This is a genomic window from Comamonas granuli NBRC 101663 (assembly GCF_000739995.1).
Taxonomy (GTDB): Bacteria; Pseudomonadota; Gammaproteobacteria; order Burkholderiales; family Burkholderiaceae_C; genus Simplicispira; species Simplicispira granuli.
This window is the reverse complement of the sequence record NZ_BBJX01000010.1, coordinates 54,058-78,377: the sequence shown is the minus strand read 5'-3', so window position 1 is coordinate 78,377 and position 24,320 is coordinate 54,058. Positions and strand designations below refer to the sequence as shown.

The following is a 24,320-nucleotide window of genomic DNA, read 5'->3' as shown; positions in this document are numbered from 1 at the left end:
TCCTACACGCAACCCGTGCCTCTGTCAAGGTGGACTTGGCCTGTCGGGAGCAACGCCGATGAGCCGGGTTGTCGCCTACGTGGATGGATTCAACCTCTACTTCGGCCTGCGCAGCAAGGGCTGGAAGAAGTATTACTGGCTGGACTTGTGTGCCTTGGCAACCACGCTGCTCAGGCCCGGCCAGACGTTGGAGGGCGTCCACTACTTCACCTCGCGCATCCGTGCCAACGGGCGCAACGTCTCCGACATGCAGCGCCAGACCGCCTACCTCGAGGCGCTGGACACCATGTCCAAGCTCCAGTCGCACTTCGGCCACTACCTCGAAAAGCCCAAGCAGTGCCGCCAGTGTGGCGCGCAGTGGATGGACTACGAGGAAAAGATGACCGACGTGAACATCGCCATGCAACTGCTGGCCGATGCCTATGACGACCGCTTCGACACGGCGCTCCTGATCTCTGCCGACAGCGACCTCACCACGCCGGTCAGCGTCGCTCGCGCCAAGTTTCCCGGCAAGAACATCATCGTCGCCTTGCCGCCCAATCGCCGCTCGCACCAGCTCACACAGGCCGCCAGCGGCAGTTTCATCATCAACGAAACCGCTTACCGCCACAGCCAGCTTCCGGCTCAAGTGCAGCGCGCGGACGGCTTTGTGCTCCAGCGCCCTGCGCATTGGCGATAGGAGGATGTCATGACCTACCACGACATCTTCGACTCGCTGACCCGCAACGCCTTCGACTTCCTGGAGCGCGGCATCGCGGAGTTCGACAAGACGCCCAAGTATTCCGTCATCCACTTCTGCGCGGCAGTCGAGATGCTGCTCAAGGCGCGGCTGATGAAGGAGCACTGGTCGTTGATCGTCTCCAAGCCCGATCAGGCCAACCTCGCCAAGTTCATGGCCGGGGACTTTATCTCGGTCACGCTGGAAGATGCCAGGGTGCGGATTCGGGACGTCGCGGGCGAGGACATTGGCGACGACGCCTACGCCAGCTTCCGCGCGCTGGCGAACCATCGCAACAAGATGGTTCACTTCTTCCACAACGGGCTGGAAAGCGACGAAAAGGCCAAGACGCAGATCGTCGCCGAGCATTGCCGCTCGTGGTTTCACCTCCAACGCCTGTTGACCCAGTGGGGCAACTACTTCCACGACTTCAGCAGTGAGATCGCCTATGCAGATCGCGCGATGAAGGGGCACCGGAAATACTTGGCCGCTAAGTTCAAGGCGCTCAAGCCCGAACTGGACGCCGCGCGCAAGGCAGGCCATGCGCCGAAAGCATGCAGCGCCTGTGGCTTCGACGCCGCCATTCCCGACGCCCTTGACGACCAGATCGCCTCGCTGCGCTGCCTGGTGTGCGATCACACCGAAACCCAAGTAGAACTCGATTGCCCGCATTGCGGCGAACCCATCGTCATTGCGACCGAGGGCTATGCGACGTGCGAGCACTGCGAGGAATGCATCGAGCCGGAGCATCTGGCGGATGCGCTGACGGATCACGATGCAGCGCACATCGGCATCAAGGATGGCGATGACCGCTGGGAGCCTGCCAACTGCGGCAACTGCGAGGGCTATCACACCGTGGTCAGGCGCGGCGATCACTACTTCTGCGCCAACTGCTTCGACATCTCCAATGGCATCGAGCAGTGCCAGTGGTGCAACGAATACAACACCGGCGATATGGAACACAGTTACTCGGTCGGCTGTAGCCAATGCGATGGCAAAGTCGGCTGGGAGAAGGACGACTAAATGAACAACAACATCAAAACACCCAAGAAGCTCATCGAAGTCGCCCTGCCGCTCGATGCCATCAACGCTGCCGCAACTTATGAAAAGCTCGTCAAAGTAGGGAAACCGCAAAGCATCCACCTTTGGTGGGCACGTCGTCCGCTGGCGGCGGCTCGGGCAGTCATCTTCGCCCAGATGGTCAATGATCCCGGTTACCAGCAGGGTGGCGGGTTCCGCTATGGCGTCAACAAGGAAAAGGCGCAGGCCGAGCGCGAGCGGCTGTTCAAGATCATCGAAGACCTGGTGCAGTGGGGAAACACCAACAACGAGGAAGTGCTGGAACGCGCCCGCGCCGAAATCCGACGCTCGTGGCGCGAGGTCTGCGAACTGAACAGGGCGCACCCGCAGGCTGCCGAACTGCTCAACCCCGACAAGCTGCCCGCCTTCCACGACCCCTTCGCGGGCGGCGGCGCGTTGCCGCTGGAAGCGCAGCGTCTGGGCCTGGAGAGCTACGCCAGCGACCTCAATCCCGTGGCTGTCACCATCAACAAGGCCATGATCGAAATCCCGCCGCGCTTCGCCGGTCGCGCGCCGGTGGGGCCGCGCGTGCCGGGCGACAAGCAGGGCAAGTTGAGCGAGGACTGGTCGGGCGCGAAAGGGCTGGCCGAAGACGTGCGCCGCTACGGCGCGTGGATGCGCGCCGAGGCTGAAAAGCGCATCGGTCATCTGTATCCGCAGGTGGAAATCACTGCCGAGATCGTGAAGGAGCGGCCCGACCTCAAACCGTTGCTGGGCCAGAAGCTCACGGTCATCGCTTGGCTGTGGGCGCGCACGGTCAAAAGCCCCAACCCGGCGTTCAGCCATGTGGACGTGCCGCTGGCTTCCACCTTCATCCTCAGCAGCAAGGCGGGCAAGGAAAGCTGGGTGCAGCCGGTGGTCGAGGGCGACAGGTACCGCTTCACGGTGAAGGTGGGTGCCCCGCCGGAGAAAGCGAAGGAAGGCACCAAGGCTGCCGGTCGCGGCGCGAACTTCCGCTGCGTGCTTTCGGACGCGCCCATCGGTGGCGACTACATCAAGGCCGAGGGGCAGGCCGGGCGTATGGGCGCGAGGCTCATGGCCATCGTCGCCGAAGGCGCGCGTGGCCGCGTCTATCTCGCGCCGACTGCCGAACACGAAGCCATTGCGCGGCAGGCGCGGCCCGAATGGAAGCCATCCGGCAAGGTGCCTGCCCGGCTCACCGGCGGCACGTGCGTTCCCTATGGCCTGACCGAGTGGGGCGACCTCTTCACCCCGCGCCAACTGGTGGCGCTGACCACCTTCTCCGATCTGGTGGTCGAGGCCATTGCCAAGGTCAAGACCGACGCCCTGGCCGCCGGCCTGCCCGACGAAGGCCGCGGCCTCGATGAAGGCGGCACCGGCGCAACGGCGTATGCCGAGGCCGTCGGGACGTACTTGGCATTTGCGATTAGTCGTGGAACAGATTGGGGCAACTCGCTATCTCGTTGGGAATCAAAAGCGCAGGTTCCACAGCAGCTTTTTGGACGTCACGCGATCCCGATGGTTTGGGATTACTCGGAGGTCAATCCACTTTGCACCAGCACGGGTTCCGTTGACGCGTCGATAGAGAATATTTTCAAGAGCTTTGGCAAGAGTTCAGCAGGCAAGGTAAATGTGGGGTTTGCATTTCAAGCTGATGCACAAACTCAAACCATAAGCAGCAGCAAACTCGTTTCAACTGATCCACCTTACTATGACAACATCGGATACGCCGATTTGTCAGACTTCTTTTATGTTTGGCTGCGCCGGTCGCTCCGCACCATTTATCCGGACTTGTTCGCTACTCTGGCGGTTCCCAAGGCCGAAGAGCTGGTCGCCACGCCTTATCGCCACGGTGGCAAGGAACAAGCCGAAACATTCTTCCTTGACGGCATGACAGAGGCGCTGCGCAATCTGGCGCAGCAGGCGCATCCAGCCTTCCCGGTCACCATCTACTACGCTTTCAAGCAGTCCGAGACGAAGGGCGAGGCCGGCACCTCCAGTACCGGCTGGGAAACTTTCCTCGAAGCCGTGCTCAAGGCTGGTTTCGCGCTTACCGGCACTTGGCCGATGCGCACAGAAATGAGTAGCCGCATGATCGGCGCTGGAACCAATGCCTTGGCTTCCAGCATCGTCCTCGTCTGCCGCCAACGCCCCGCCGACGCGCCCACCGTCTCGCGCCGCGAGTTCATCCGCGAACTCAACGCCGTGCTGCCCGAGGCGCTGGACGAGATGACACGCGGCGGCGTCAATTCGCCCGTCGCGCCGGTGGACTTGTCGCAAGCCATCATCGGCCCCGGTATGGCCATCTTCAGCCAATACGCCGCAGTGCTCGAAGCTGACGGTACGCCCATGAGCGTGCGCACGGCGCTGCAACTCATCAACCGCTTCCTGGCCGAAGACGACTTCGACCACGACACGCAGTTCTGCCTGCACTGGTTCGAGCAGCAAGGCTGGGCCACCGGCAAATACGGTGACGCTGACGTGCTAGCCCGTGCCAAGGGCACCAGCGTCGGCGGCCTGCAAGCCAGCGGCGTGGTGGAGTCGAGCAAGGGCGATTTGCGCCTGCTCAAGTGGGCCGAGATGCCGCGCGACTGGCAGCCGGAGAAAGACGCACGGCTGCCGGTGTGGGAGGCACTGCACCAGTTGATCCGCGCCCTGAACCAGGACGGCGAATCCGCCGCAGGCGGCCTGCTGGCCCGTATGCCCGCCCGCGCCGAACCCATCCGCGCGCTGGCCTACCGCCTCTACACCCTGTGCGAACGCAAGGGTTGGGCTGAGGAGGCGCGCGCCTACAACGAACTCGTTACCGCGTGGAGCGCCATCGAACAGGCAGCCGGAGAAGTGGGCATGCTGGGCTCGCAAGGCAGCTTCGATCTGTGAATGGAGGGCTTGTCATGACCGCTGATACACCAAGCACCACCGAATCTCTATCAGCTTTTGCCAATGCGGCCACGCCTCCGGCAGAGCGTCGGGCCGCGTTGACCGCATTGATCACAGCAAAGGTGCTGCCCAAGCAGGCGGACGACCCCGCCGTGACGGATGGTCGCGCGCATCTGCTGGCGCAGGTCTTTGCATTGGATGCTGCGCCAGAGCATCGGCTGCTGTCTATCGCAGAGTGCATACGCCTTGGGCAAGTGGTCAAACGGTGGGCACCAGAAATTGCCGAACAGTTGCGCCCCGCGTTTGCGGAGGAACTGCCTTCGATGCAACTGCTAAATGAAGCCGATGACCGTCTGAATCTGGCCCGAGCCTGCGCGCTTATGTCTTCTGCCTGGTTGCCAGCCTATCTGGCAAGAGCGATTGCAGAGGAGGAGACGGGCGAGAAAGCGCGCGGAGAGGTGGTGGCCGCTCTGCTGGCGCGCTCACCTGATCTCGCAACAGCGTTGCGGCAGCTAGCAAGCGCATTCCAAGCCTTACGGCCCAATACTGAAGAGCCGGGTGAAACGGTCGCGAGGCGGCTGGCTCGCACCTTGGTCACGCTGCGCAATTCCCTTCTAGAAGTGGAACTGGACGCCGGAGACGAACCGGGAAAAGCGTTGCACGAGCTGCTGGCTTTGCCTTTGTCTACTCTAGGCAAGCCGCAGAATGAAAAGGTGCAGATCGACTTGGTGCGCGAAGCTTTGCTGACGGTGCATGACATCGTTCGCACACGTATCTCAGTGGTTGCCGACCCCCAGATGTACAGCGTGGTTGCCTACTGCCGCAGACTGCTTGGCAGTACGTCCTGGCCCAAAGACTTGACCAGCCCGCTGGAGCGGTTGATTACGGATGTCTCAGAGGCGCTGATTTTGTTGGGTCGCCAAGGTCAATGCGACCAGACATTGCTGGGCCAGTTGGATGTTCTGTGCAGTCACCCAGAACGCGCCCGCGCATTGGCACGCGATCTGGCCAAGAAACACCCCGAACTGCCCGAAGACGTGCGGGACTGGTTGGAGCGAGGGCGCGTACGCGTCGCTCGCCAAGCCAGTGAGTCTGCTATTGAGGCAGCAGCCAGCAATGCCGATGAAAGTATCGGCCTGGCCTTGCAGGCTGCCCGGCGAGCTAGAGCCATGCGTGACAACTTGCACGATCCACTGTTGGCCAATCTGGAAATTTACGAACCCACTATGGCACCCGCAGCACGGGATCTTTTGGACCGCGTGCAAACCTTAGCTGTACAGGTCGAACAGGCCGCAAGCCTGCGCGCACTGGATTTGTACGGGATTCCGGGTGAGGAAATCGAGATGTCGCCAAAGTTCTTCACCGCCGTGGGTGGTGCGCCTAAGCAGCGCATGCTGGTCAAACAACCCGCCATCGTGCGCAAGCGGCACGATGGCAGTGTGGGTGATGTGGTTGCCAAGGGAATTGTCGAGTAACTGAGAGGACGAAATGGACAAGAAAACCGCAGCCATTTTGCTGGCAAGCTTGCTGGAGCGCATTGAGCGCGATCACGCCATTGGCGCAGCTTCGTCACACGAGCGGCAGGCGCTACGGCTTGCCGTACAAGCGCTGGGTGGGGAGGATGTCCCCCCTGTATTACCACCACCTGCGCCCCACATCGTTGTCGTTCCGCCCGTAGAGCCGCCTCGCATTGACCTGGTGCTTTCGTCCATCCAGAGGGAAGAGAAAACCGAACCGGATGCACTAATGTGCTTGGACTTCGGGACTGCCATGTCCAAAGCCTTTGCCTCGATCTTCCCTGACCAGCATTTGGATTTGGCGTTAGGAGTGGCAGTTGGTAGAGAGGGCTACGCTCTGCCATCTTCAATATTCATTGCTGATGACTGCAAAGTCTATTTCGGCTTCGAGGCCATTGAAATGAGCCAGGGGCTGGAGAGTTCTGGGAGGGAACGACTGGACTCCATCAAAGGTTGGATCAGTCTTCAGCAGGAAGGCTCTCTTGACGGAGATGCGAATATCTTGTCGAAAGCCATGAACCCCTCTGGCGTCAAGTTGACCCAGGGAGATCTGCTGCGCATCTATTTGGCTTACTTCACTGATGTCGCGGAGCATGCTTTAAAGGAGCACGTTACTGAGCCAAGGTATGTGAAGCGCCGGTACGCCCGTCCATGTTGGCCAGACAGCAAGGCACAGTGGGGCAATAACTTGATGCGCCGGATGTTGGCAGAAGCCCAGGTGCTTGCCGACACGTTCAGTGGCTATTGGTCAGGCGGGATCAATGTCGCAGAACTCAAAGCAGCCGTTGAACAAGTCAAGAAGCTCGAAAAACGACCGGACTACCTGATTGGTGAGGGCGTCCCTGAGCCTGTGGCTGTTGCCGCAGGCGCAATTGCCGACAGCGAGAACTTGCGCGACGCATTCATGGTTGTGGATGTAGGTGCTGGTACAACAGATTTTGGCCTTTTCATCTCAACCAGGAGGTCGGAAGAGGATGAGCCTCGCGTCTTCCAGAATTCAAAATCCATTCAAGGCTTGATGCAGGCCGGTGACAAGGTTGATGGTTTGCTTCGTGGATTTATCGCGCAGAAGGAGTCTATCGATCCGAGTGACAACTCAGGCAAGCTCATCCTTGCCGACCTGTCGAGAAGAATCCGGAGCCTTAAAGAGGTACTTTTCAAAACCGGAACCTTGGAATACACGCTGTCAGATGACACGGTTGGCAAGATCATGCTGGACGATTTTCTCGCTGATCCCAAAGTCATTCGGTTTGGTCAAGCCGTGGAGGATGGCTTCAAGAAAGCACTCGGCGCGGTCGATGAATCCTGGCTGCGCTGGCTGGCGATGGACGGTGTGCGCTTGCATGTGGTGTTGACAGGCGGTAGTTCTCCACTGCCGATGATGCAAGCCCTGGGCAAGGGCCTCATCGAAGTGAATGGGCATCGAATCGTGCGGCAATCCGTTGACCCTAGTCCTAGCTGGATGGATGACATGCCCGATGAATTGTTGACCGTCTACCCTCAGCTGGCCGTGGCCATTGGAGGTGCAGCCGAAACCATGCCCGAGACCAATGATGCACCGCTTGTATTTGGCGGTGGCGTGCGGGCCCCCAGCTATGTTGCTGGAAATATCCATGTTGGAGGGAAATAGCAGCATGACCATCAAACCTTGGCGCGAAATCGCGGAACCGCACTCCGATGTGCGGGAAGGCAAGTTCCAGCAGGCCGAATTCGCCGCTGACCTGTCGCGCGTGCATGCGGGCTCGGCCAACGCGGAATACCAGAACCCGGCGCTGTTCTTCCAGCGCACCTTCATCACCGAAGGCATGGGGCTGTTGCTGGACTCGGTGGTCAAGCGCCTTGCGGGCAAGGGCGGCGACCCGGTGATCCAGCTTCAAACCGCGTTCGGCGGCGGCAAGACGCACACTATGCTGGCGGTCTATCACCTCGCCAAGGGCGAAGCGCCCGCCAGCGACTTGCAGGGCGTTCCCGCCATCCTCGACGCGGCGGGCGTGACGGAACTGCCCAAGGCGCGCATCGCGGTGCTCGACGGCATCAAGTCCTCGCCCAACCAGCCCGTCCTGAAAAACGGACAGAGCATCCGCACGCTGTGGGGCGACTTGGCATGGCAACTGGGCGGGGCCGAGGGTTACGCTCTGGTGGCGGAGGCCGACGCATCGGGCACGTCGCCGGGCAAGGATGTGCTGGCCGATCTGCTGGGCCGCTATGCGCCCTGCGTCATCCTGATCGACGAGCTGGTGGCCTATGTGCGCCAGTTCGAGGAAGGCAAGGCGCTGTCGGGCGGCACCTTCGACTCCAACCTCAGCTTCGTGCAGGCACTGACGGAAGCCTTGAAGGCCGTTCCGACCGCCGTGTTGCTGGCCTCGCTGCCGGAATCCGCCAAGGAAGCGGGCAGCCAGCGCGGCGAGAAGGCTCTGGCTTCTCTTTCGCACTACTTCGGGCGCATCCAGGCGCTGTGGAAGCCGGTGGCCACCGAAGAAGCATTCGAGATCGTGCGCCGCCGCCTGTTCAGCAACATCAACGACAAGCTGGTGATGGAGTCTGTCTGCCGGTCGTTCGCGGACTACTACATCGAGAACCGCGACGACTTCCCGCAGGAGACGCAGGACAGCAAGTACCTGGAGCGGCTGGCGCACGCCTATCCGATCCACCCCGAGGTGTTCGACCGTCTCTACGAGGACTGGTCAACGCTGGACAACTTCCAGCGCACGCGCGGCGTGCTGAAGTTGATGGCGAAGGTGATCCACCGCCTGTGGAAGGACGGCAACAACGACCCGCTGATCATGCCCGGCAGCTTTCCACTGATGGATGCCGACACACTGAACGAAGTGCTGTACTACCTGCCGCAGGGCTGGACGCCGGTGATCGAGCGCGACGTGGATGGTGAGCGTTCGGAGACCTGGGAGATCGAGAACAAGGACACCCGTTTCGGCAGCGTGCAAGCCTGCCGCCGCGCCGCGCGCGCCATCTTTCTGGGCAGCGCGCCCAGCACATCCAACCAGGGCGTGCGCGGCCTAGAGCTGGAGCGTGTGATCTTGGGCGTGGCCCAGCCCGGCCAGCAGCCCAACCTGTTCAAGGATGCACTGCGGCGCTTGGGCGACCGGCTGCACTATCTGAACGCCGCCAACAACCGCTTCTGGCTGGACACGCGCCCGAACCTGCGGCGCGAGATGGAAGAGCGCAAGCGCCGCTTTCAGGACAAGGAGGACGTGTTCCCCGCCATCCGCGACCGCGTGCAGAAGAGCTTTGCCAGCGGGGTGTTCGGCGGCATCCACATCTTCACCGGCAGCGGCGACGTGCCCGACGACTGGGCGCTGCGGCTGGTGGTGCTGCCGCCGGATGCGGCCTTCAGCAAGAGCGGCCAGAGCCTGGCCATTGATCGCGCGACCGAGATTCTGAAGAAGCGCGGCGACCAGCCCCGCTTCAAGCAGAACCGCCTGATCTTCGTGGCGGCAGACTACGACAGCGTGAGCCGCCTGAAGGATCATGTCCGCTCGCACCTCGCGTGGCGCAGTATCGTCGGCGACTACAAGGACAACCGCATCGTCCTCGACAACCTGATGGCCAAGCAGGCGCAAGCCAGCCTGGATCAGGCCGAGGAAACGGCGCGGCGCATGATCCGCGAAACCTACAAATGGCTGGTCGCGCCGGTGCAGGAAGCCCGCCCTGGCAAGGGGCTGTCCGAAGTGAAGTGGGAGCACTTCCCGCTCAACCCCGGCGCGCAGAACTGGTCGCAGGAAATCGAGCGCGTGCTCAAGGAAAACGAACTGCTCATCAGCGAATGGGCACCGATCCATCTGGCCAAGGTGCTGAAGGACTGGTTCTGGAAGGACGATGCCAAGGACGCCAGCGCCCTCAACGTGTGGCAGCAGAGTTGCCAGCAGCTCTACTTGCCGCGCCTAAAGGACGACGCGGTGTTCCAGACTACGATGGGCGCTGGCGCGGACAGCCGAGAGTTCTTCGGCTTCGCGCAGGGCAAGGAGCCGGACGGCGACAAGGTGCGCTACGTGGGCTTCAGCTACGGCAAGCGCACGTCGCTGATCATGGATTCGTCGCTGCTGCTGATTGAACCGCTCACCGCAGCCGCTTACATGGAGAGCCTGCGTGCGGCCGAGGAAGCATCTCGTGCCAGTGTCGCCAATGCAGGAGGCTCTGCGACGACGGTCTTGGTGACGGGTGACGGAAAAATTCCGCCGCGCGTCGAGGACTCCGGCCAGAGCGGCACTTCGACCGGCAGCGGTGCACCGAGCGCCAAGAAGCAGTTCTACGCCAGCATCGACCTCGACCCGATTCAGGCCAAGCGGCAGTTCGCCGATCTGGTGGACGAGGTGGTGCAGCAGTTCACCCTACGCCCCGGCGTGAAGGTGCGGATCGCCATTGAGATTCAGGCGGAATCGCCAACCGGCTTCGATGATGGCCTTCAGCGCGCGGTGAAGGAGAACTGCAACGTGCTGAAGTTCAAGAGCGCGGAATTCGAGGCGGGCGAATGAGCGCGCCCAAGGTCTTCGTCAGCCACGCTAGCGAGGACAAGGATCGCTTCGTCGTCGAGTTCGCGCGGCGCTTGCGCAAGAATGGCGTCGATGCGTGGCTCGACCAGTGGGAGATGAAACCGGGCGACAGTCTGGTGGACAAGATCTTCGAGGAAGGACTGAAAGAGGCGCGAGCCGTGATCGTTGTCTTGTCCAAGGTCAGTGTCCAGAAGCCTTGGGTTCGAGAGGAACTGAACACCTCGGTGGTCAACAGGATCAGTCGTGGAACGCGGCTGATCCCCGTCGTCATCGACGATTGCGAAGTACCCGAAAGCCTGCGATCCACCCTATGGCAGAAGGTCGATGACCTCGCCGACTACGACCAGAGCTTGCAGCGCATCCTGTCGGCCATCTTCGACGTGGACGACAAGCCGACCATCGGCCAGCCGCCCGCCCGGTTCTCCGGGTCTGCACCCTTGATCTCCGGCCTGACGCGGGTTGATGACTTGGCCTTGCGCGTCATTGCGAGAGTGCAGATCGACGAGGACGCAGGTCTTGTGGATTGGGATCGGCTGCGCGCCGAACCCGCGCTTCAAGATGTGCCGCAACAGGAACTGCTCGACTCGCTGGACATTCTCGAACAGCACGACTACATCAAGATCGGGCGCGTTCTCGGCGCGCCGCTGTCGCATGTCGTTCTGACGGACTACGGCTTTCAGGAGTTCGCGCAGGCGTATGTCGATGGCTATCAGGATGTGGTTGGCCGGATTGCCGCGCTGCTGGTCAACGAGGATGTCCGCCAGAATGAAGAACTGGCAACGCGAGTCGGCAAGCCCCGCGCCTTCGTCGACTTCGTGCTGAACCTGCTGGAAAGCAATAATCACATCAAGGTTTCCAAGTACATAGGCGGCCAGTCCCATGTGTGGGATGTCTCTGCATCGCTGCGTCGGGCGATCCAGCAGGCGCAATAAACCGATGCGGGGGAGACACGATGGGAAAACTGATCGATGGGGACGATGGCCTGCTTGACGACGATCTCGAAAGGAGTTCAGAGGATCAGCATTCTTTTGGGGGTGTCTGGACGCGCATCAAGCTGGAGGCGCTGGAGAAGTACCTCGTGGCTTTCAACACGGCCCTCAGCAAGCAGAGCTTTACTCGGCTCTACATCGATGCTTTCGCTGGTACGGGCCGTTGCGACATCAAGGTGGACGGCGAGAAGAAGAGCATCGATGGTTCCGCGCGCAGGGCATTGACGGCCAACCCATCGTTCCACAAGTTCTGCTTCATCGAATTGCGCCCGAAGAAGCTGGCTGCCCTGAATGCGCTTGGTGCGGAATTTCCGGGTAAGACCATCGAAGTGATCCAAAGCGATGCCAACACAGCGTTGAAAACGCTGTGCAGCCAGCATCAGTGGAACAGTGAACGGGCCGTGCTGTTTCTTGATCCGTTCGGAATGCACGTTGAGTGGTCGACGCTGGAAGCGATTTCCAAGACTGGCGCAATAGATGTCTGGTACCTATTCCCGTATGCCGGGCTGTACCGACAAGCCGCCAAGAATGCCGACGCGCTGGATGCCGACAAGGAAGCGTCATTGACGCGCGTGCTCGGCACCGATGAATGGCGTCAGGTATTTTACGCTCAGAATCGGCAGACCGATCTGTTCGGTGGCAGCAATGGCGATGTGCGCGAAACCGATCACCGGCAGATGCTGGAGTTCGTGTCCAAGCGATTGAAGGGGCTGTTTCCCGCTGTCACCGAACCCAAGGTGCTGTATCAGGGAGGCGATTCAAAGAACCCGAGCGGCGCGCCACTTTTCGCGCTCTACTTCGCGGCGTCCAATCCAACACCGAAGGCGTACGGGTTGGCGATGAAGATCGCCAAAGACATTCTGGACACGTTATAGCTGCGTTTCCGCAGCCTGCTGCGGGTAGTCGTCCCATGTGCGGCCACGGAAGACGCGACCGTTCGCCTTCTTGTGGCGCTTGACGCCGTCCGCGCCCCAACCGCCCCACTGCTTGAAGAAGAACGCCGCGCCAGCGGCCTCGGCCTGCACCTGCACGTTGGCCACCCACTCCTCGCGCATCGGGCGCGCCTTGTGGCCTGATTCACCGCCGACGATGACCCAGTGGATGTCGCTCAGGTTGATGCGGCCCAAGTCCTCCAGCAGCGGCTCCACCGAGAGGAAACGGATGTGCGCGTCCACCTTGCGCAGATGGTCGATGCGCGGCACGCCGTACTTCTTGTCCTCCACCGATACGCCCAGCCACACGTTCTGCGGGCAAGCCCGGCGCGCGAAATACTCCGGCAGGCGCTCGGCGCGCTTGGTGAGGATTTGGTAGGTGTGGTGCGGCGTGGTCTCGATGATCGAGAACACGCGGTCGAGGAACTTGTCCGAAACAGCCTCGTGGAACAGGTCGCTCATGCTGTTCACGAAGTACGTGGTGGGCTTCTTGCGCAGCAGTGGCTGCTCTAGTCGGTTCTCATGCACGGTGAGCTTGAACTCGTTCTCGTAACCGGGCGCGCCCATCGCGTGCAGCCGCCGCGCCATCACTTCGGCATAGCAGTTCTTACAACCCGGAGAGACCTTGGTGCAGCCGGTGGTGGGATTCCACGTCTGCTCCGTCCATTCGATGGTTGATTGCGTTGCCATACGGCCTCCTATGTCATTGCGGCGCAGCGCCCGACGAACGGGCCTGCGCGTTTTCGGACGCGAAGGCGTCCACCAAGCGGGATAGCGCCGAGCGCACTTGACCCAATTTCGGATCGGCCAAGGATTCGCGCACGCGGTCGGCGAGCTGTTCCGCCGACGGCGCCGCCTCGCCCTGGGCGGTATGCACCAGACGCATACAGCGGTTGATGACGCTGATCGGCGGACTGGCCTTGCCCCGTTCGTACTTGCTCACCATCGACTGATCGACCTCCAGCAGATCGGCGAATTCCTTCTGACTGCGCCCATTGCGCGCCGCCCGGATGAGTTCTTCAACGCTCTCGAAAGCCACGATCTTGCCTATTCTGATAATTCATCTAAAGCATATTTTATCATGAATATGCTTGTTGTGCCTAGATATGGGCCATCAGCCAGCCGTGGCTTGCAGGATCAGGGGCGTCTCAGCCTCGCGCCGCGCCACGAGGCCGAGCAACACCTTCCCGCTGCCATAGACTCAGCGCCGCAGTTCAGGCTCAATGGTCTGCCCCACGGATTTCTCACCTCGCGGGGGCAGCCATCTCCCTGACCCACGCCTGCAACGCCCTCAGTTGCTCGGCGTTTTCGTGGCAGGACTGGTAGTTGCCTGCGACGGTTCCGGCGACGGCAGAGAGCGCAAGGCCTGCGGCGGGCGCATCAGCATCTCCGGCGGGCTTGAGCAGCTCACCGGCGGCGGCAGCGTCGTGCAGGCGCACAAAGCCACGGTTGATAGTGCAAGCAGCATCGGCTTCAACGGGCACATAGACGAGAACTTCCTTGATGATGGTGTCGCCCTTTTCGCGGACGACGCGGACGCGGTCGACGTACTCGGTGACGACCTTGACGGTGGTTTGCGCCTGACGTTGGCGAGTGGCAGCGGTCTGCAGGGTTTGTTGCTGGACGGCGGCATCCCACTGCGCTTGAACGCGGCTCGCGCCCTTCACCCAGCCGAATCCGATCAGCGCAACCGCCAGCGCAGCCAAGGCCAGTGGGCGATAAGGCCAAGGGATCAGCGTCATGGGGCACCTTCCCCGAGACATTGGCGGTACTCGGCTTGCCGACGTATGGCCAGCCCGCCGCAGAGCCGGGCATTGGCAGGCAGTGCACAGTCCTTGCCCTGGAAGAAGCGCCAGCGCAGTAGCTCGGCGCAGGCTCCGGCGTAGTCCTCGGCGTTGAGCTTTTTGACCAGCGTGGACTTGCAGAACGCGCTGCTGCCGACGTTGTAGGAGAAGCTCACCAGCGCGTCGTACTCGTGCTGGGCCAGGGGCACGGTGACGCATTGCTTCAATGCGCCCTCGAACTGCTGCATGTCGGTGAGCGCCCGGGCCAGCGCCTTCGGCGGCGTGATGGTGTCACCGATCTTCACGCCCGAAGTCGTGCCGAAGCCGATGGTCGGCACATCACCCTTGACCGGGATCACCGCGCGGTCGGTGTATCCCTCGTGCAGCACGATGCCGACCAGCGCGGCGGCGGACAGCGTCAGCGCGGCCACGGTTCTGCGTTGCGGTGGCCGGATCATCGGTACATCTCCGGCTGGGCGACGAGCCGTGCGATGGCCGCGCCGATGCTGGCGCTGAAGGCCAGCAGCACGAACACCCCACGCGGCAGCACGTCGCCGAACAGTGGAACCACCACTTCCGCCACCGTGAAGACGGCCGCGACGAGAGAGAAGCGAAAGCTCCATGCCCGACGCGCGACTCGCCGCCAGTCGTCCAACAGGCACAGTTGGCGCCGGGCACTCATGGCGCACCGCCCAGCAGCTTGAGCTTGATGGCGGCACCGACCAGCAACGCCGCCAGCAGGCCCGTGGTCAGCGCCTTGATGGTGGTCTGCCATGCGGTGCGGCGCGCATCGCGCCACGCTTCCAGCAGGTCACGCAGCTCGTGGATGTCTTTCGCGGCGTGGCCGTTTTCGAGGCCGAGATGGGCGAGGCAACGCTCGGCTCCACGCTCGGCGGCGCGTTCGAGCAGTTCGTCAAAGTCCTCGCGGCGCAAGAGCAGCATGTTTTCCACGAAGGCAGCGGGTTGGTTTTCTTCGGTCATTGGGGGGTCTCCAGAAATACGAAACCCGCCTGATGCACAGGGCACCAAGGCGGGTTCGGGGTTGAACAGAATGATGTGTGGGATTCAGATTTCGATGATCTCCAGCGTCAGGCTGGGCGCGACGCCCTCGATGGCGTCGTCGCGGACAAACACCTGCTGACCGACGACGGCACTGCCGCGCGCGCGGATCAGGCCGCCACCGGGCAAGGCCACGGTCGCCACGCCGTTGCCAACGTTGACCACCGTGCCCGCCTGCAGCGGAGGATCGGGGATGAGTTGGCGGAACTGGTCGTACAGGTTATGCATGGCTCTGCACCCCCAGCGTCTGCCAGACTTCGGGCATCCCGGCCTCGACCTGCGTGGAACGCACGACGCCCAGCCGGGTGACGCTGCCGTCCTGGTACTCGACGAAGGCCCCCGGCTCGATGATCCCCGTCTCAGTCAGCACCGGCAGGCGCAGGCTGACTTCGATCTGCGGCCCGGTGTCGGCCAGCAGCGCGATGCCACGCTGGCGCGCAGCCACCACATCGGTGATCAGCGCATCGACCACCATCGGGGCCAGAACGTCACCGGCTGTTCCTGCGCGCGTGACTTGGCCGAGCACGCCCACGTCCTGGCCCGAGACGAACACCCGGTTGTACGCAGGCTTCTCGATCCAGCGCAGCGACTCGCGGGCGACGGCGTCCACCGGCAGCACGAAATCCGGTGTGACGCTGGCCCACTCCCACGGTGCGACCGGATAGCGGTGCCGCACGCGGATGCTCTGCGCGGACGGATGCGGGATCAGGTAGCCGCCGACGGCACCGGCAATGGTGGTCAGTGCCTCGATCCACGTTCCTTGCTGGACGAACACGCCTGCCGGGACGTTCCAGTCCGCGAGACCCCAATCGATGTCCCAGCCCAGCGGGATGCCGTTGAGCGTGAGCACGTCGTCCATCATCTGCCGGGCGGTGCGCGCCTGCGGCTGCTGGAAGTTCATCACTGGGGCGTAAGGCGCGGCCAGCACGGCGTTGCGGCCCCGGCCCGAGACGCGGATGCTGGCGTCGCCGAAGCTGCGCTCGCGGCTGATGCTCTCGGCCAGCACGCGGAACTGCGTTCCGTTGACGCTGGCCAGCAGTTCGACCGGGCCGGAGGCGTTGCCGGGCGCGACCAGGGTTTCCGCCGTGGCGGGCAGTTGCGCGTCGAACCCCCACGTCCAGGACGCGGCGTCGAGCGACAGTGACAGGTTGAACACCGGCACCGGCAGACCATCGGGCAGCCGGTGCAGGGTCACGTTGTTGATCACGAAGTACACCCTCCGAATGGGAACGACCACCGGCTCCCCATCGGGCGGGTCGCTGTGGTTTGCGCAGAAGAACAGCAGGTGTGCGTCGGACGGGGCCAGTGCGGCGAACAGTAGATGGCCGTTCGGCGTGTAGCAGTGCGGCGGCTCGGGCGGCTCCGGCACGATCCAGACGCTGATGCCCGGTGGCGGGCGCATCGCTTCCTGGTACCTGCCGCGCCAGCCTACCGGCCACTGAGTCGCGCTCTGGAAAGCGCTGGCCCGGCACTGGGTCAGTAGATTCGCGTTCTGCCAGCGGGCCAGCCGACCCACGCGCTTGGTGCGATCACCGTCCTGATGCGCAAACCGAGTGGCGTCGCGCAGCCCGGTGGCGTTCTGGAACAAGCCCGTCCGGATCTGCGCGGTGGCGGTCGCGTCCTGATGGCCGAACCCAGTTGCGCCGTGCAGCCGCGTCGCCTGCTGCTGGCCCGCACGGCGCTGCATCGGCAAGGCTAGCAAGACCGGCGGCAGCCGGTGCGCGATGCCATGCGCCGACACGTTGCCGCGCTGCCAGCGCGCGCCCCAGCCTGCGATCGCAGCCGTGGCGTCTTGTTGGCCCCACGTCGCGCCGTCTTCCGTTTGCGTGGCCTGTTGCCACGGGTGCACCGTCTGGCCCACCGTGGGGCGCTGGGTGCGGGAGGCGTAGCGCACCTCGCCGGTCAGCACCACGCCGGGCAGACTGGCGGTGCCGACGTGCAGCGGAACGCTGGGTCGTAGGATCAGCGTACTGACCGTGAGGCTTGGCAGCGCTGCCAGCACCTCCAGCCGCGCAGGCGGGATGAAGTGGATGCTGCCGACTGGCAGCGGCAGCGTGGCCTGCACCGCCATATCGTTGCGCGGCGGCACATAGTCTGCGCCAAAGACCAGATCGGCATCCTGCGCGGCGGGCCGGTCGAACGGCAGATCGACGTTCTGCCCGGAGTTCGTTGGCATCATTCATCCCACGCATTCAGCCGAGGATCGCCGACACCATCCGGGCGTCGCCGCCCAGATAGAGATTGGCACTGGCCAGCTTCACGTCGCCGTCGCCATCGGTGCCGCTGCAATCGAGGTCGAGCGCCGTCATCTCGTCGCCGTTGACCAGCCGTGCCCAGGTGGCGATGCCCGTGACCATGATGAGGCCGTCTTCCTGCTGCGTGAGCGTCAGCAGTCCGCCTGCCACCGTGCCTGCGGGCTTGGTGAGCGCGATCTCGACCAGCATCGCGCTCGTGGGTGTCGCGGACGGATTGGGCGGCCGCGCCCCACCGTAGATGCGCAGGCGTGCCGGGTTGCTGCCCGCGTCGAGGAAGGACAACGTGCCCGCCAGCCGCGCCTCGTTGTGTTCCTGCGTGATGGCGACGGTCATGGCATGGCCTCCGGCCGGAGCCTGTCGGCGATGACGGCGCGGTACATCTGCTGGTAGTCGGTGCTGATCACGGTATAGGTCTGCGCGCGGTCGAGCCGCTCGAAGCGGTAGTTGCCTGAGGCGTCCGACCAGGTGTCGGCCACCAGCGTGTGCGTGTTCTCGCTGTAGAGCAGCACCTGACGCACCAGCGGTTGGTCGGGTGAACCCTTCTCCTTGACGGTGCCGCTGATCTGGCCGTCACCGCCGAAATGGATGTTCCGGCGTGCGCCGGGTAGGCCGCGAAACTGGCGCGGATGACTGCCCGGCTGATTCCACTGATCGGAGTTCGGGCTGTGCCAGCGGGCCAAGGCAGCGGCATGAACGCCGACTGGCGGGCCTGCGAGCGCAGCGCGGCAGGCGGTCTCCAACGCACGCAGGTCGGCAAGGCTCGGTGTCCCCGACCAGAGCCCGGCGGCGTAGAAGCGCTCGCTACCGCCGATGTTGTATTCGTTGCCGTCGGCGTAGTAGCCGATGCCGCCTACGGTGTCCGCCACCCACGCGCGTGCGAAGGCCGCTCCTGCCCAGTCGTTGTTCAGATAGACGCGGGCGCTGGACGGGCTGACCACCAGCGCCATGAACTTGGGCGTACCCCAGGCTGGCCCGCTGCCCACCTGGCCGCCCGTGCCATTGGCGTACTGGTAGATCGCCCCGTTGGATTCCTGATCCAGAAAGTAGCTGCTGCTGTCGCCGAGGGTCTTGTAGAACACCAGCCCCCGGCTGACGTGCATCACGAAGCCCATCAGCACGAAATCGCCGGACAAAGACATCGACATCGCCAGCGGCCACGGTTTGTCCTGCCCATACAGCCCGTGCAGGGGAAATGGCGTGGCCACGCCGCCTTGCACGGTGATGGTGTTGCCGCCGACCTGATCCTGCAGTTGCCCATCTGAAAAATGCAGCGCGTCCCACGCCGCGACCGGCGTCAAGGACGCCACGCTGTCCCACCACGCCACGGCTTACCTCCACGGCCCGGTGATGTCGAAGGCGATCTGCGCCCCTTCGGTTTCCGAGCTGTACTGCGTCCTGACCAGCAGGAACTTCTTGCCTGCCTGGCCCACCACGTTGTCGACGATGGTCTGGTCGCTGTAGGGCCGATCCTGCGGCATCCAGTGCATTCCCGGCATCAGGCCGCGCATATGGCCCGACTCCTCGCGCACGTAGGTCGGCAACAGCCACAGGCTGAAGTCTGGCCCGTTCGGAAACGGCATCGGCCCGTGTCCGCAGACTTGGCTGGAGTTGTTGGTGTTCAGAGATGTCAGCCCGAAACGCACCGGGTTGCCGAGCTGGGTGTGATTGCGCAGCAGCGTCTTGCCTGTGAACTCTAGCGACTGCGTGAGTCCGTAGCCGTTGAACTGGCCGGGATAGCTCCAGTAGTTGCTCATGCCCGAGTAGTTGTCGTCGGCACACAGCACCGTGGCGTATGCGTCACCGGGTTTGAAACTGATGAGGTCGCCGAAGCAATAAGCGTTGCGCCCGTACCAGTTGTATCCGGCGGCATTGGTGACGAACAGGAAGAACAGCCGGTCGTCGCCAATGAGCACCCAATTGCGACCACCCGTGCCGCCGTCGCCGTTGCTCTCGTACTGGTTGCTCCGAGCGTGGTACCACTTGTACCAACCCCACTGATTGGCCGCGACCTGTTTCCAGTTCTGCGTCGGGTTGTTCGGGTCGAACGGGGCCTGCGCGCCGACGATGGTGTCGATGTCCGACAGCCCTTCGACGATACCGACGTTGGCCCACTTGGCCCAGGTCGTCGTGTAGCCGGGCGTCTTGAGGTCGTCGTCGATCAGCAGCAGGTTCTGCGGCGAGGCCGGGTTCTGACTGCGGTAAGCCGCCTTGTTCATTCCCGCAAACGCCTTTTCCCAGCCCAGCGGCGCGACCTTGGCCGAGAGGCTGGTGGCGCTGGTCGCGGGCGATGCAGGCGTGCCGGTCACCGCGTAGGTGAAGGTGGTCGCAGTAGTGGCGATCACCCTCACCTCGCCGTTGTATTCCGGCTGGTCGGCCCCGGCGATTTCCACCACCTGCTCGGGCCGGTAGGCATGGCCCGCGCTGATGCTGGCAGTGGCAACGCCATCGGCGCAGGTCAGCGTGTCGATGGCCTTGAGCGCGAAGCCGTTGACGAGGCAAGCGTCGAGCATCGTCACCAGATCGCCCCAGTTGTTGGCGATCTGCGGCGCACCCGTCATGCCGCTGTTGAAGTATTTGACGGTGAGGTCGGTCATTGCGATGGCTCCCCTGGATCAAGGCGTATCCACGTCGCCACGGATCAGCAGCGTGAAGTGGTCGTCGGGCACGGATTCCGGCCCCTGCTGGACGGTGCGCACCACCCAGACCGGGAACTGGCTGCCGATGGTGTTGAAGCGCAGCACGTTCCCCGTGGCCCAGCCGTTGCCCCAGCCCAGCGCGGGCAGACGGAAGTACGGCACCCCGGTGGCCGGGTTGTTGGGCGCGCAGTCGGCGCTGGTGTTTCCGGTGGCGATGACGCCTACGTTCTCGCCGATCACCTCGAACGAAGTGCTGTTGGTCATGCGCACCACCCAGCGCTCCGTGAGCGCGCCGCGATTGGTGACGGTGATCGGGTATTGCGTGTGATTGAAGGTCGCGGTGGCGGCGCTGCCCACGAGGTCGTCCGACCAGCCGCCGTTCCAGCTGCTCTGGTCGAACACGAGGTTCACGCGGGCGAACAGGTCACCGGCCACCAGCGCGCTGGACACGAAGCTGCCGGACAGCGGATCGCCCACACTGGCCAGCGGGTACTGGTGCGTCAAAGGCCGCGTGAAGCTGATTTCGCCGCTGATCTGCACGTCGCGCACCACGGCCATGTCCTCGATGCGGTGCTCGACCGTCACGGGCTGGCTGTAGCCCGCGACATTGGTGAAGGTGACGGTTCCCGCTTCCAGATCGGTGGTGTAGCCGCTGTGGATCACCACGCCGTCGTGGCCGACCACGCGCACGCGCGACAGGCGCACGCGAGCGCAATCGATGGTCTGGCCGTTGCTGACCGACGCGGTGATGCGCCCGGTGTGGCCGACCACCGCGAAGCCCCCGGGCCGGAAGATCGGTACACGTCCATCGCTGGGCAGGCGCACGGGGTCGATGCCCAGCAGCGCCGCGTCCAGCGGCAGATAGCTGTAGGCGACGGCGCTGTAGCGCAGGCTGCTTGCCGCCACCGGCTCGGGCCGGAACACCTTGCCGTCCGGGCGCACGTTCTCGGCGTCGAACCACGGCTCGCTTTCATGGCCCGCCGCCGTGACCAGGGTACCGAAACGCACCCGCACGAGGCCGGTGTCGTAGTCCACGCTGCCGCTGACGCCGGATGCGGAGATCGTGCCGTCGATGCCTGCGGTGACCGTCTGCGTGCCGCCCACCGCACGGGCGAACTGAATCGACAGCGACCCGGGCCGCAGCGGAGCCGCGCCAGTGCGAAACACATACTCGCTGGAGATGTTCTCGCCGACCGTGGTCACGCAGCTGGCGCGCGTGATGCTGTTGGCCGCGCCCGCCGACCAGGACGTGAGCGCGACCGTGCCCGACAGGTAGTTGATGCTGCCGCGCGTGACCCAGCCGCTGGGCGTGAACTCGCGCAGCGTGCCTTGGCCGTTGTCGCCCCAGGGCTGGCTGCCTGCGATGGCGAGCAGCACGCTGCCCGTCACCACTTGCGCGTTGACACCGGGCACGAGACGGAAGCTGGGCGCGAAGGGAAAGGTGTCGGTGTGATTGCTGGTCGAACCCGCGCTGTTGTAGCGCAGCTTGACGTAGCCGGACTCGTCGTTCGGGTACAGCGACGGCGCATCCACGTAGGTGATGCCGCTGTAGTTCAGGCGGAACATCTGGCCCACGCCGTTCGCCCAGCCCAGTTGCTGCGTGCCATAGACGGGGCGCGGAATCTTGACCGTGACGTCCGGCTGGAACTGCACCGCGCCAGTGGCGTAGTTGACACTGCCGATGACGACGCCGGAGCGCAGCACGTTGCCCGCGCCGTCGTCACGCGCGTACTGCGTGGGATCGACGCCGTTCCACAGGCCCAGGCCCATCGCCTGAATCTGCTGCTGCGTGTAGACGCCCAGCACGGTGGTGTCGGTCAGCGTGTTCCATTCGATCTCCAGCGAACCCGGCTCGATGGAACCCAGCGTGGCCGCCACCGGCACACGGCCCAGCCCGTCGCGCGAGGGGTGTGCGAAAGCGTCCTCCTGCTTGGGGCCCGCGACGTAGTCCACCGTCAGCAGCGCGCCGACCGGCGGCAGCACGTTGGGCGCGAAGCTCAGGAGGTTCTGCGCGACGTTGAGTTCGCCGGTGGCGCTGGCCGTCAGCGCGCCGGAGGTGGTGGCAGAAGCCGTGCGCGTGCCGGTTCCGCTTTCGTGAGGCCATGTGACGGTCAACGTTCCCGGCTGCACGCTCTTACCCTCGGGCGGTGCAAGCAGCATGGTCTGCGACGCCTTGAGCGTGGCGGTCGGCTGCTGGGTCTCCTGCGTCGGCACGTTCCAGGTCAGGATCAGCGACGAGCCCACGTCGGGCAGCGCGCCCAGCGTGACGACGAACGCGCCGGTGTTCTTGTTGAAGGTGCCCGCGCCGTAGCTGGCATCCAGCCCCTTGAGCGAGCCGTTGCCGCTATCCGACAACACGTACCAGCGGCCCTGCGCCATGTAGCTGATCGTGAGCGTGCCCGGTTGCGGCACCGGGTTCACGGTGCCGACGTAAGATTGGCTGCGCGACTCGGGCGTGACCGGGATCTCCGAGCTTTGCGGCGCACGCTGCAACTGCGCGGCAGGCGTGTAGGTGATGGACTTGCTGCCCGACATCGCGCCGGAGTTCAGGCTCAGGATGCCGTTGGCGTAGTCGATGGTGCCGAGCGTGCCGCTGGCGGTCTTGAGCAGGCCCGCGTCGTCGAAGATGGTGACGCCGCCGGTGACGATGGACAGCGACCCCGGCAAGCAGCCGCCCGGCAGGTTGAAGTTGATGCTTGTCGTCCAGGCGTGGCTGGCGCTGTAGCTCACCGGCGCGGCACCGGGCACGGGCAGTCCGGCTGCCGCATACGGAGGCGCGAACGAGATCGGTGTCTCGGTCTGCGCACTGGGCACGAGCTGCGTGTAGATGGACGCGCCCTTGACGGTGAAGTCGCCCACGGCAGCGGCCTGCACCAGCGGCACCACGCCGACGTAGGTGCCCGCGTCGGCGACGACCGTGTCGCGCGTCTTGGTGGCGTTGGCCACCCGGGTGAACGTGCGGCTGGCGGGCGAGCCGGTGAAGTCGAAGCGCAGCGCGTCGCTGATCGCCACCGTCACGACGGCGGCGCGGTAGTCCTGATCGGTGTTGTAGGTGAAGCTGCGCTCGACCACCGACACGGCGGTGGCGCGCACGTACTGCTCCTTCTGCGTGGGCAGGTTTTCGTTTTCGATGAGGACGAGGGTCTGGCCGACGTTGGGCACGGCGTCGCTCAGGCGCTGGAACAGCTGCACCACGCGCTGGCCCGCGATGTGGTTCTCGAACAGGTAGCCCGCCCATTCGGGGCCCTTGTTGAGATAGGCTTCGATGCGCGTCTGCGCCTGCTCGCGGGTGTCGAAGGTCTTCTTGGTGGAGAACAACGTGACGCTGACGCGCACGTCCTGCGGCGGTTCGGCCACGATGACGTTGGCCCCGAAGTAGGTGTCGGTGTCGTCGGTAGCGACCTGCACGAAGGTCTTGCGGAGGTTGACGCAGCCCCCGGCGCGATCCAGTTCGGAGATGTCCGGGAAGATGGCGTTGGACACGCCATCCGCGATGGTCACGCCCGTGGGCGCGCCGCCGCCTTCGGGCACGTCGGCCATCACGGCGGACTTCAGCAGTTTGACGTCGCCGGATTGGATCGGCATTTCACAACTCCAGGAATCGAAGGGTCAGGCGGTAACGGTCGGTGCTGGCCCGCGCCGGGATGCCCAGCACCGGCTCGGCCTCGACGGCGGTTTCAGCGTGGCGGAAGGCGACGATGAAGACGCGCGCATCGGCGAAGATGAGTTCGAAGCGGCCCGTCGTCGCACTCACCGGCGACGCCGCCCACGACCGGAGTTCTTCGACGGTGGCGCGCGTCACCCACGCCATATCGGGAGCGCCGACCAAAGTGATCGGGCGTCCTGCCTGCCGCGTGGCCGACTGGATCAGCAAGGCTCCGGTGATCAGGTAGGACGTGGAGGCCACGGCGGGTGACCACGCGTGCTCATCGCTCCACAGCAAGTCGTCCGGCAATGGCAGAGCCACCCCGGTGGCGAGGTTCTTCAGTTGCATCGGTGAA

Annotated in this window: 21 protein-coding genes; 8 read left to right on the top strand and 13 right to left on the bottom strand. The window is 63.9% G+C overall.

Annotated elements, in window-relative coordinates; genetic code table 11:
• Positions 1–58 precede the first annotated feature (58 nt).
• The 8 genes from CGR01S_RS11730 to CGR01S_RS11695 are packed head-to-tail and all read left to right on the top strand — an operon-like array spanning position 59 to position 12,528.
• Entirely contained in the window at positions 59–679 is a 621-nt protein-coding gene (locus CGR01S_RS11730) for an NYN domain-containing protein (protein ID WP_042427119.1), read from the top strand.
• Positions 680–688: 9 nt separating this feature from the next.
• Positions 689–1,741, top strand: a complete 1,053-nt coding sequence (locus CGR01S_RS11725) for a hypothetical protein (protein WP_042427115.1) — start codon at positions 689–691, stop codon at positions 1,739–1,741.
• On the top strand, positions 1,742–4,639 hold the full coding sequence (locus tag CGR01S_RS11720; RefSeq protein ID WP_042427112.1) for a DUF1156 domain-containing protein: 2,898 nt from the start codon (positions 1,742–1,744) through the stop codon (positions 4,637–4,639). It abuts the gene before it with no gap.
• 14 nt (positions 4,640–4,653) lie between these two features.
• A complete protein-coding gene (locus tag CGR01S_RS16725; protein WP_156967563.1) occupies positions 4,654–6,114 on the top strand; it encodes a hypothetical protein in 1,461 nt (486 codons plus the stop codon).
• A 13-nt stretch (positions 6,115–6,127) separates the two neighbouring features.
• A complete protein-coding gene (locus tag CGR01S_RS11710) occupies positions 6,128–7,786 on the top strand; it encodes an acetate and sugar kinases/Hsc70/actin family protein (RefSeq protein WP_042427105.1) in 1,659 nt (552 codons plus the stop codon).
• Between the two features lie 4 nt (positions 7,787–7,790).
• The gene (locus CGR01S_RS11705) at positions 7,791–10,646 is read left to right on the top strand and encodes an ATP-binding protein (RefSeq protein WP_042427102.1); all 2,856 of its coding nucleotides are present in this window, start codon (positions 7,791–7,793) and stop codon (positions 10,644–10,646) included.
• Positions 10,643–11,596 carry a toll/interleukin-1 receptor domain-containing protein gene (locus CGR01S_RS11700; protein WP_042427099.1) on the top strand — a complete coding sequence of 318 codons (954 nt, stop codon included), beginning with the start codon at positions 10,643–10,645 and terminating at the stop codon, positions 11,594–11,596. The genes CGR01S_RS11705 and CGR01S_RS11700 overlap by 4 nt, the downstream gene beginning before the upstream one ends.
• Positions 11,597–11,616: 20 nt before the next feature.
• Complete coding sequence (locus CGR01S_RS11695; protein ID WP_052382551.1) at positions 11,617–12,528, top strand: three-Cys-motif partner protein TcmP; 912 nt, start codon at positions 11,617–11,619, stop codon at positions 12,526–12,528.
• Here CGR01S_RS11695 and CGR01S_RS11690 read toward each other — a convergent pair.
• From CGR01S_RS11690 to CGR01S_RS11630, 13 genes are all read right to left on the bottom strand, one after another.
• A complete protein-coding gene (locus tag CGR01S_RS11690) occupies positions 12,523–13,275 on the bottom strand; it encodes a DUF5131 family protein (protein WP_042427096.1) in 753 nt (250 codons plus the stop codon). The genes CGR01S_RS11695 and CGR01S_RS11690 overlap by 6 nt on opposite strands.
• A 13-nt stretch (positions 13,276–13,288) precedes the next feature.
• Positions 13,289–13,624: a helix-turn-helix domain-containing protein gene (locus CGR01S_RS11685; protein WP_042427091.1), complete on the bottom strand. Its 336-nt coding sequence runs from the start codon at positions 13,622–13,624 to the stop codon at positions 13,289–13,291.
• A gap of 205 nt (positions 13,625–13,829) precedes the next feature.
• On the bottom strand, positions 13,830–14,327 hold the full coding sequence (locus tag CGR01S_RS11680; protein ID WP_042427088.1) for a hypothetical protein: 498 nt from the start codon (positions 14,325–14,327) through the stop codon (positions 13,830–13,832).
• Positions 14,324–14,827: a lysozyme gene (locus tag CGR01S_RS11675; RefSeq protein ID WP_042427085.1), complete on the bottom strand. Its 504-nt coding sequence runs from the start codon at positions 14,825–14,827 to the stop codon at positions 14,324–14,326. The genes CGR01S_RS11680 and CGR01S_RS11675 overlap by 4 nt, the downstream gene beginning before the upstream one ends.
• Positions 14,824–15,051 (bottom strand): DUF7940 domain-containing protein, encoded by a 228-nt coding sequence (locus CGR01S_RS11670; RefSeq protein ID WP_042427082.1) that lies wholly within the window; start codon positions 15,049–15,051, stop codon positions 14,824–14,826. Before CGR01S_RS11670 ends, CGR01S_RS11675 begins: the two co-directional genes overlap by 4 nt.
• Positions 15,048–15,350 carry a DUF6127 family protein gene (locus tag CGR01S_RS11665; protein WP_042427079.1) on the bottom strand — a complete coding sequence of 101 codons (303 nt, stop codon included), beginning with the start codon at positions 15,348–15,350 and terminating at the stop codon, positions 15,048–15,050. Before CGR01S_RS11665 ends, CGR01S_RS11670 begins: the two co-directional genes overlap by 4 nt.
• Before the next feature lie 84 nt (positions 15,351–15,434).
• Positions 15,435–15,656: a hypothetical protein gene (locus CGR01S_RS11660; RefSeq protein WP_042427075.1), complete on the bottom strand. Its 222-nt coding sequence runs from the start codon at positions 15,654–15,656 to the stop codon at positions 15,435–15,437.
• Positions 15,649–17,604, bottom strand: a complete 1,956-nt coding sequence (locus CGR01S_RS11655; RefSeq protein WP_042427377.1) for a hypothetical protein — start codon at positions 17,602–17,604, stop codon at positions 15,649–15,651. The genes CGR01S_RS11660 and CGR01S_RS11655 overlap by 8 nt, the downstream gene beginning before the upstream one ends.
• A 16-nt stretch (positions 17,605–17,620) precedes the next feature.
• A complete protein-coding gene (locus tag CGR01S_RS11650) occupies positions 17,621–18,016 on the bottom strand; it encodes a hypothetical protein (protein ID WP_042427073.1) in 396 nt (131 codons plus the stop codon).
• Positions 18,013–19,008, bottom strand: coding sequence for a hypothetical protein (locus tag CGR01S_RS16190; protein WP_052382550.1), 996 nt, complete (start codon positions 19,006–19,008; stop codon positions 18,013–18,015). Before CGR01S_RS16190 ends, CGR01S_RS11650 begins: the two co-directional genes overlap by 4 nt.
• A 3-nt stretch (positions 19,009–19,011) precedes the next feature.
• Complete coding sequence (locus CGR01S_RS11640) at positions 19,012–20,277, bottom strand: hypothetical protein (RefSeq protein WP_042427070.1); 1,266 nt, start codon at positions 20,275–20,277, stop codon at positions 19,012–19,014.
• A gap of 18 nt (positions 20,278–20,295) precedes the next feature.
• Positions 20,296–23,904 carry a hypothetical protein gene (locus CGR01S_RS11635; protein ID WP_042427068.1) on the bottom strand — a complete coding sequence of 1,203 codons (3,609 nt, stop codon included), beginning with the start codon at positions 23,902–23,904 and terminating at the stop codon, positions 20,296–20,298.
• Position 23,905: 1 nt separating this feature from the next.
• Positions 23,906–24,313: a hypothetical protein gene (locus CGR01S_RS11630; RefSeq protein ID WP_042427066.1), complete on the bottom strand. Its 408-nt coding sequence runs from the start codon at positions 24,311–24,313 to the stop codon at positions 23,906–23,908.
• Positions 24,314–24,320 lie beyond the last annotated feature (7 nt).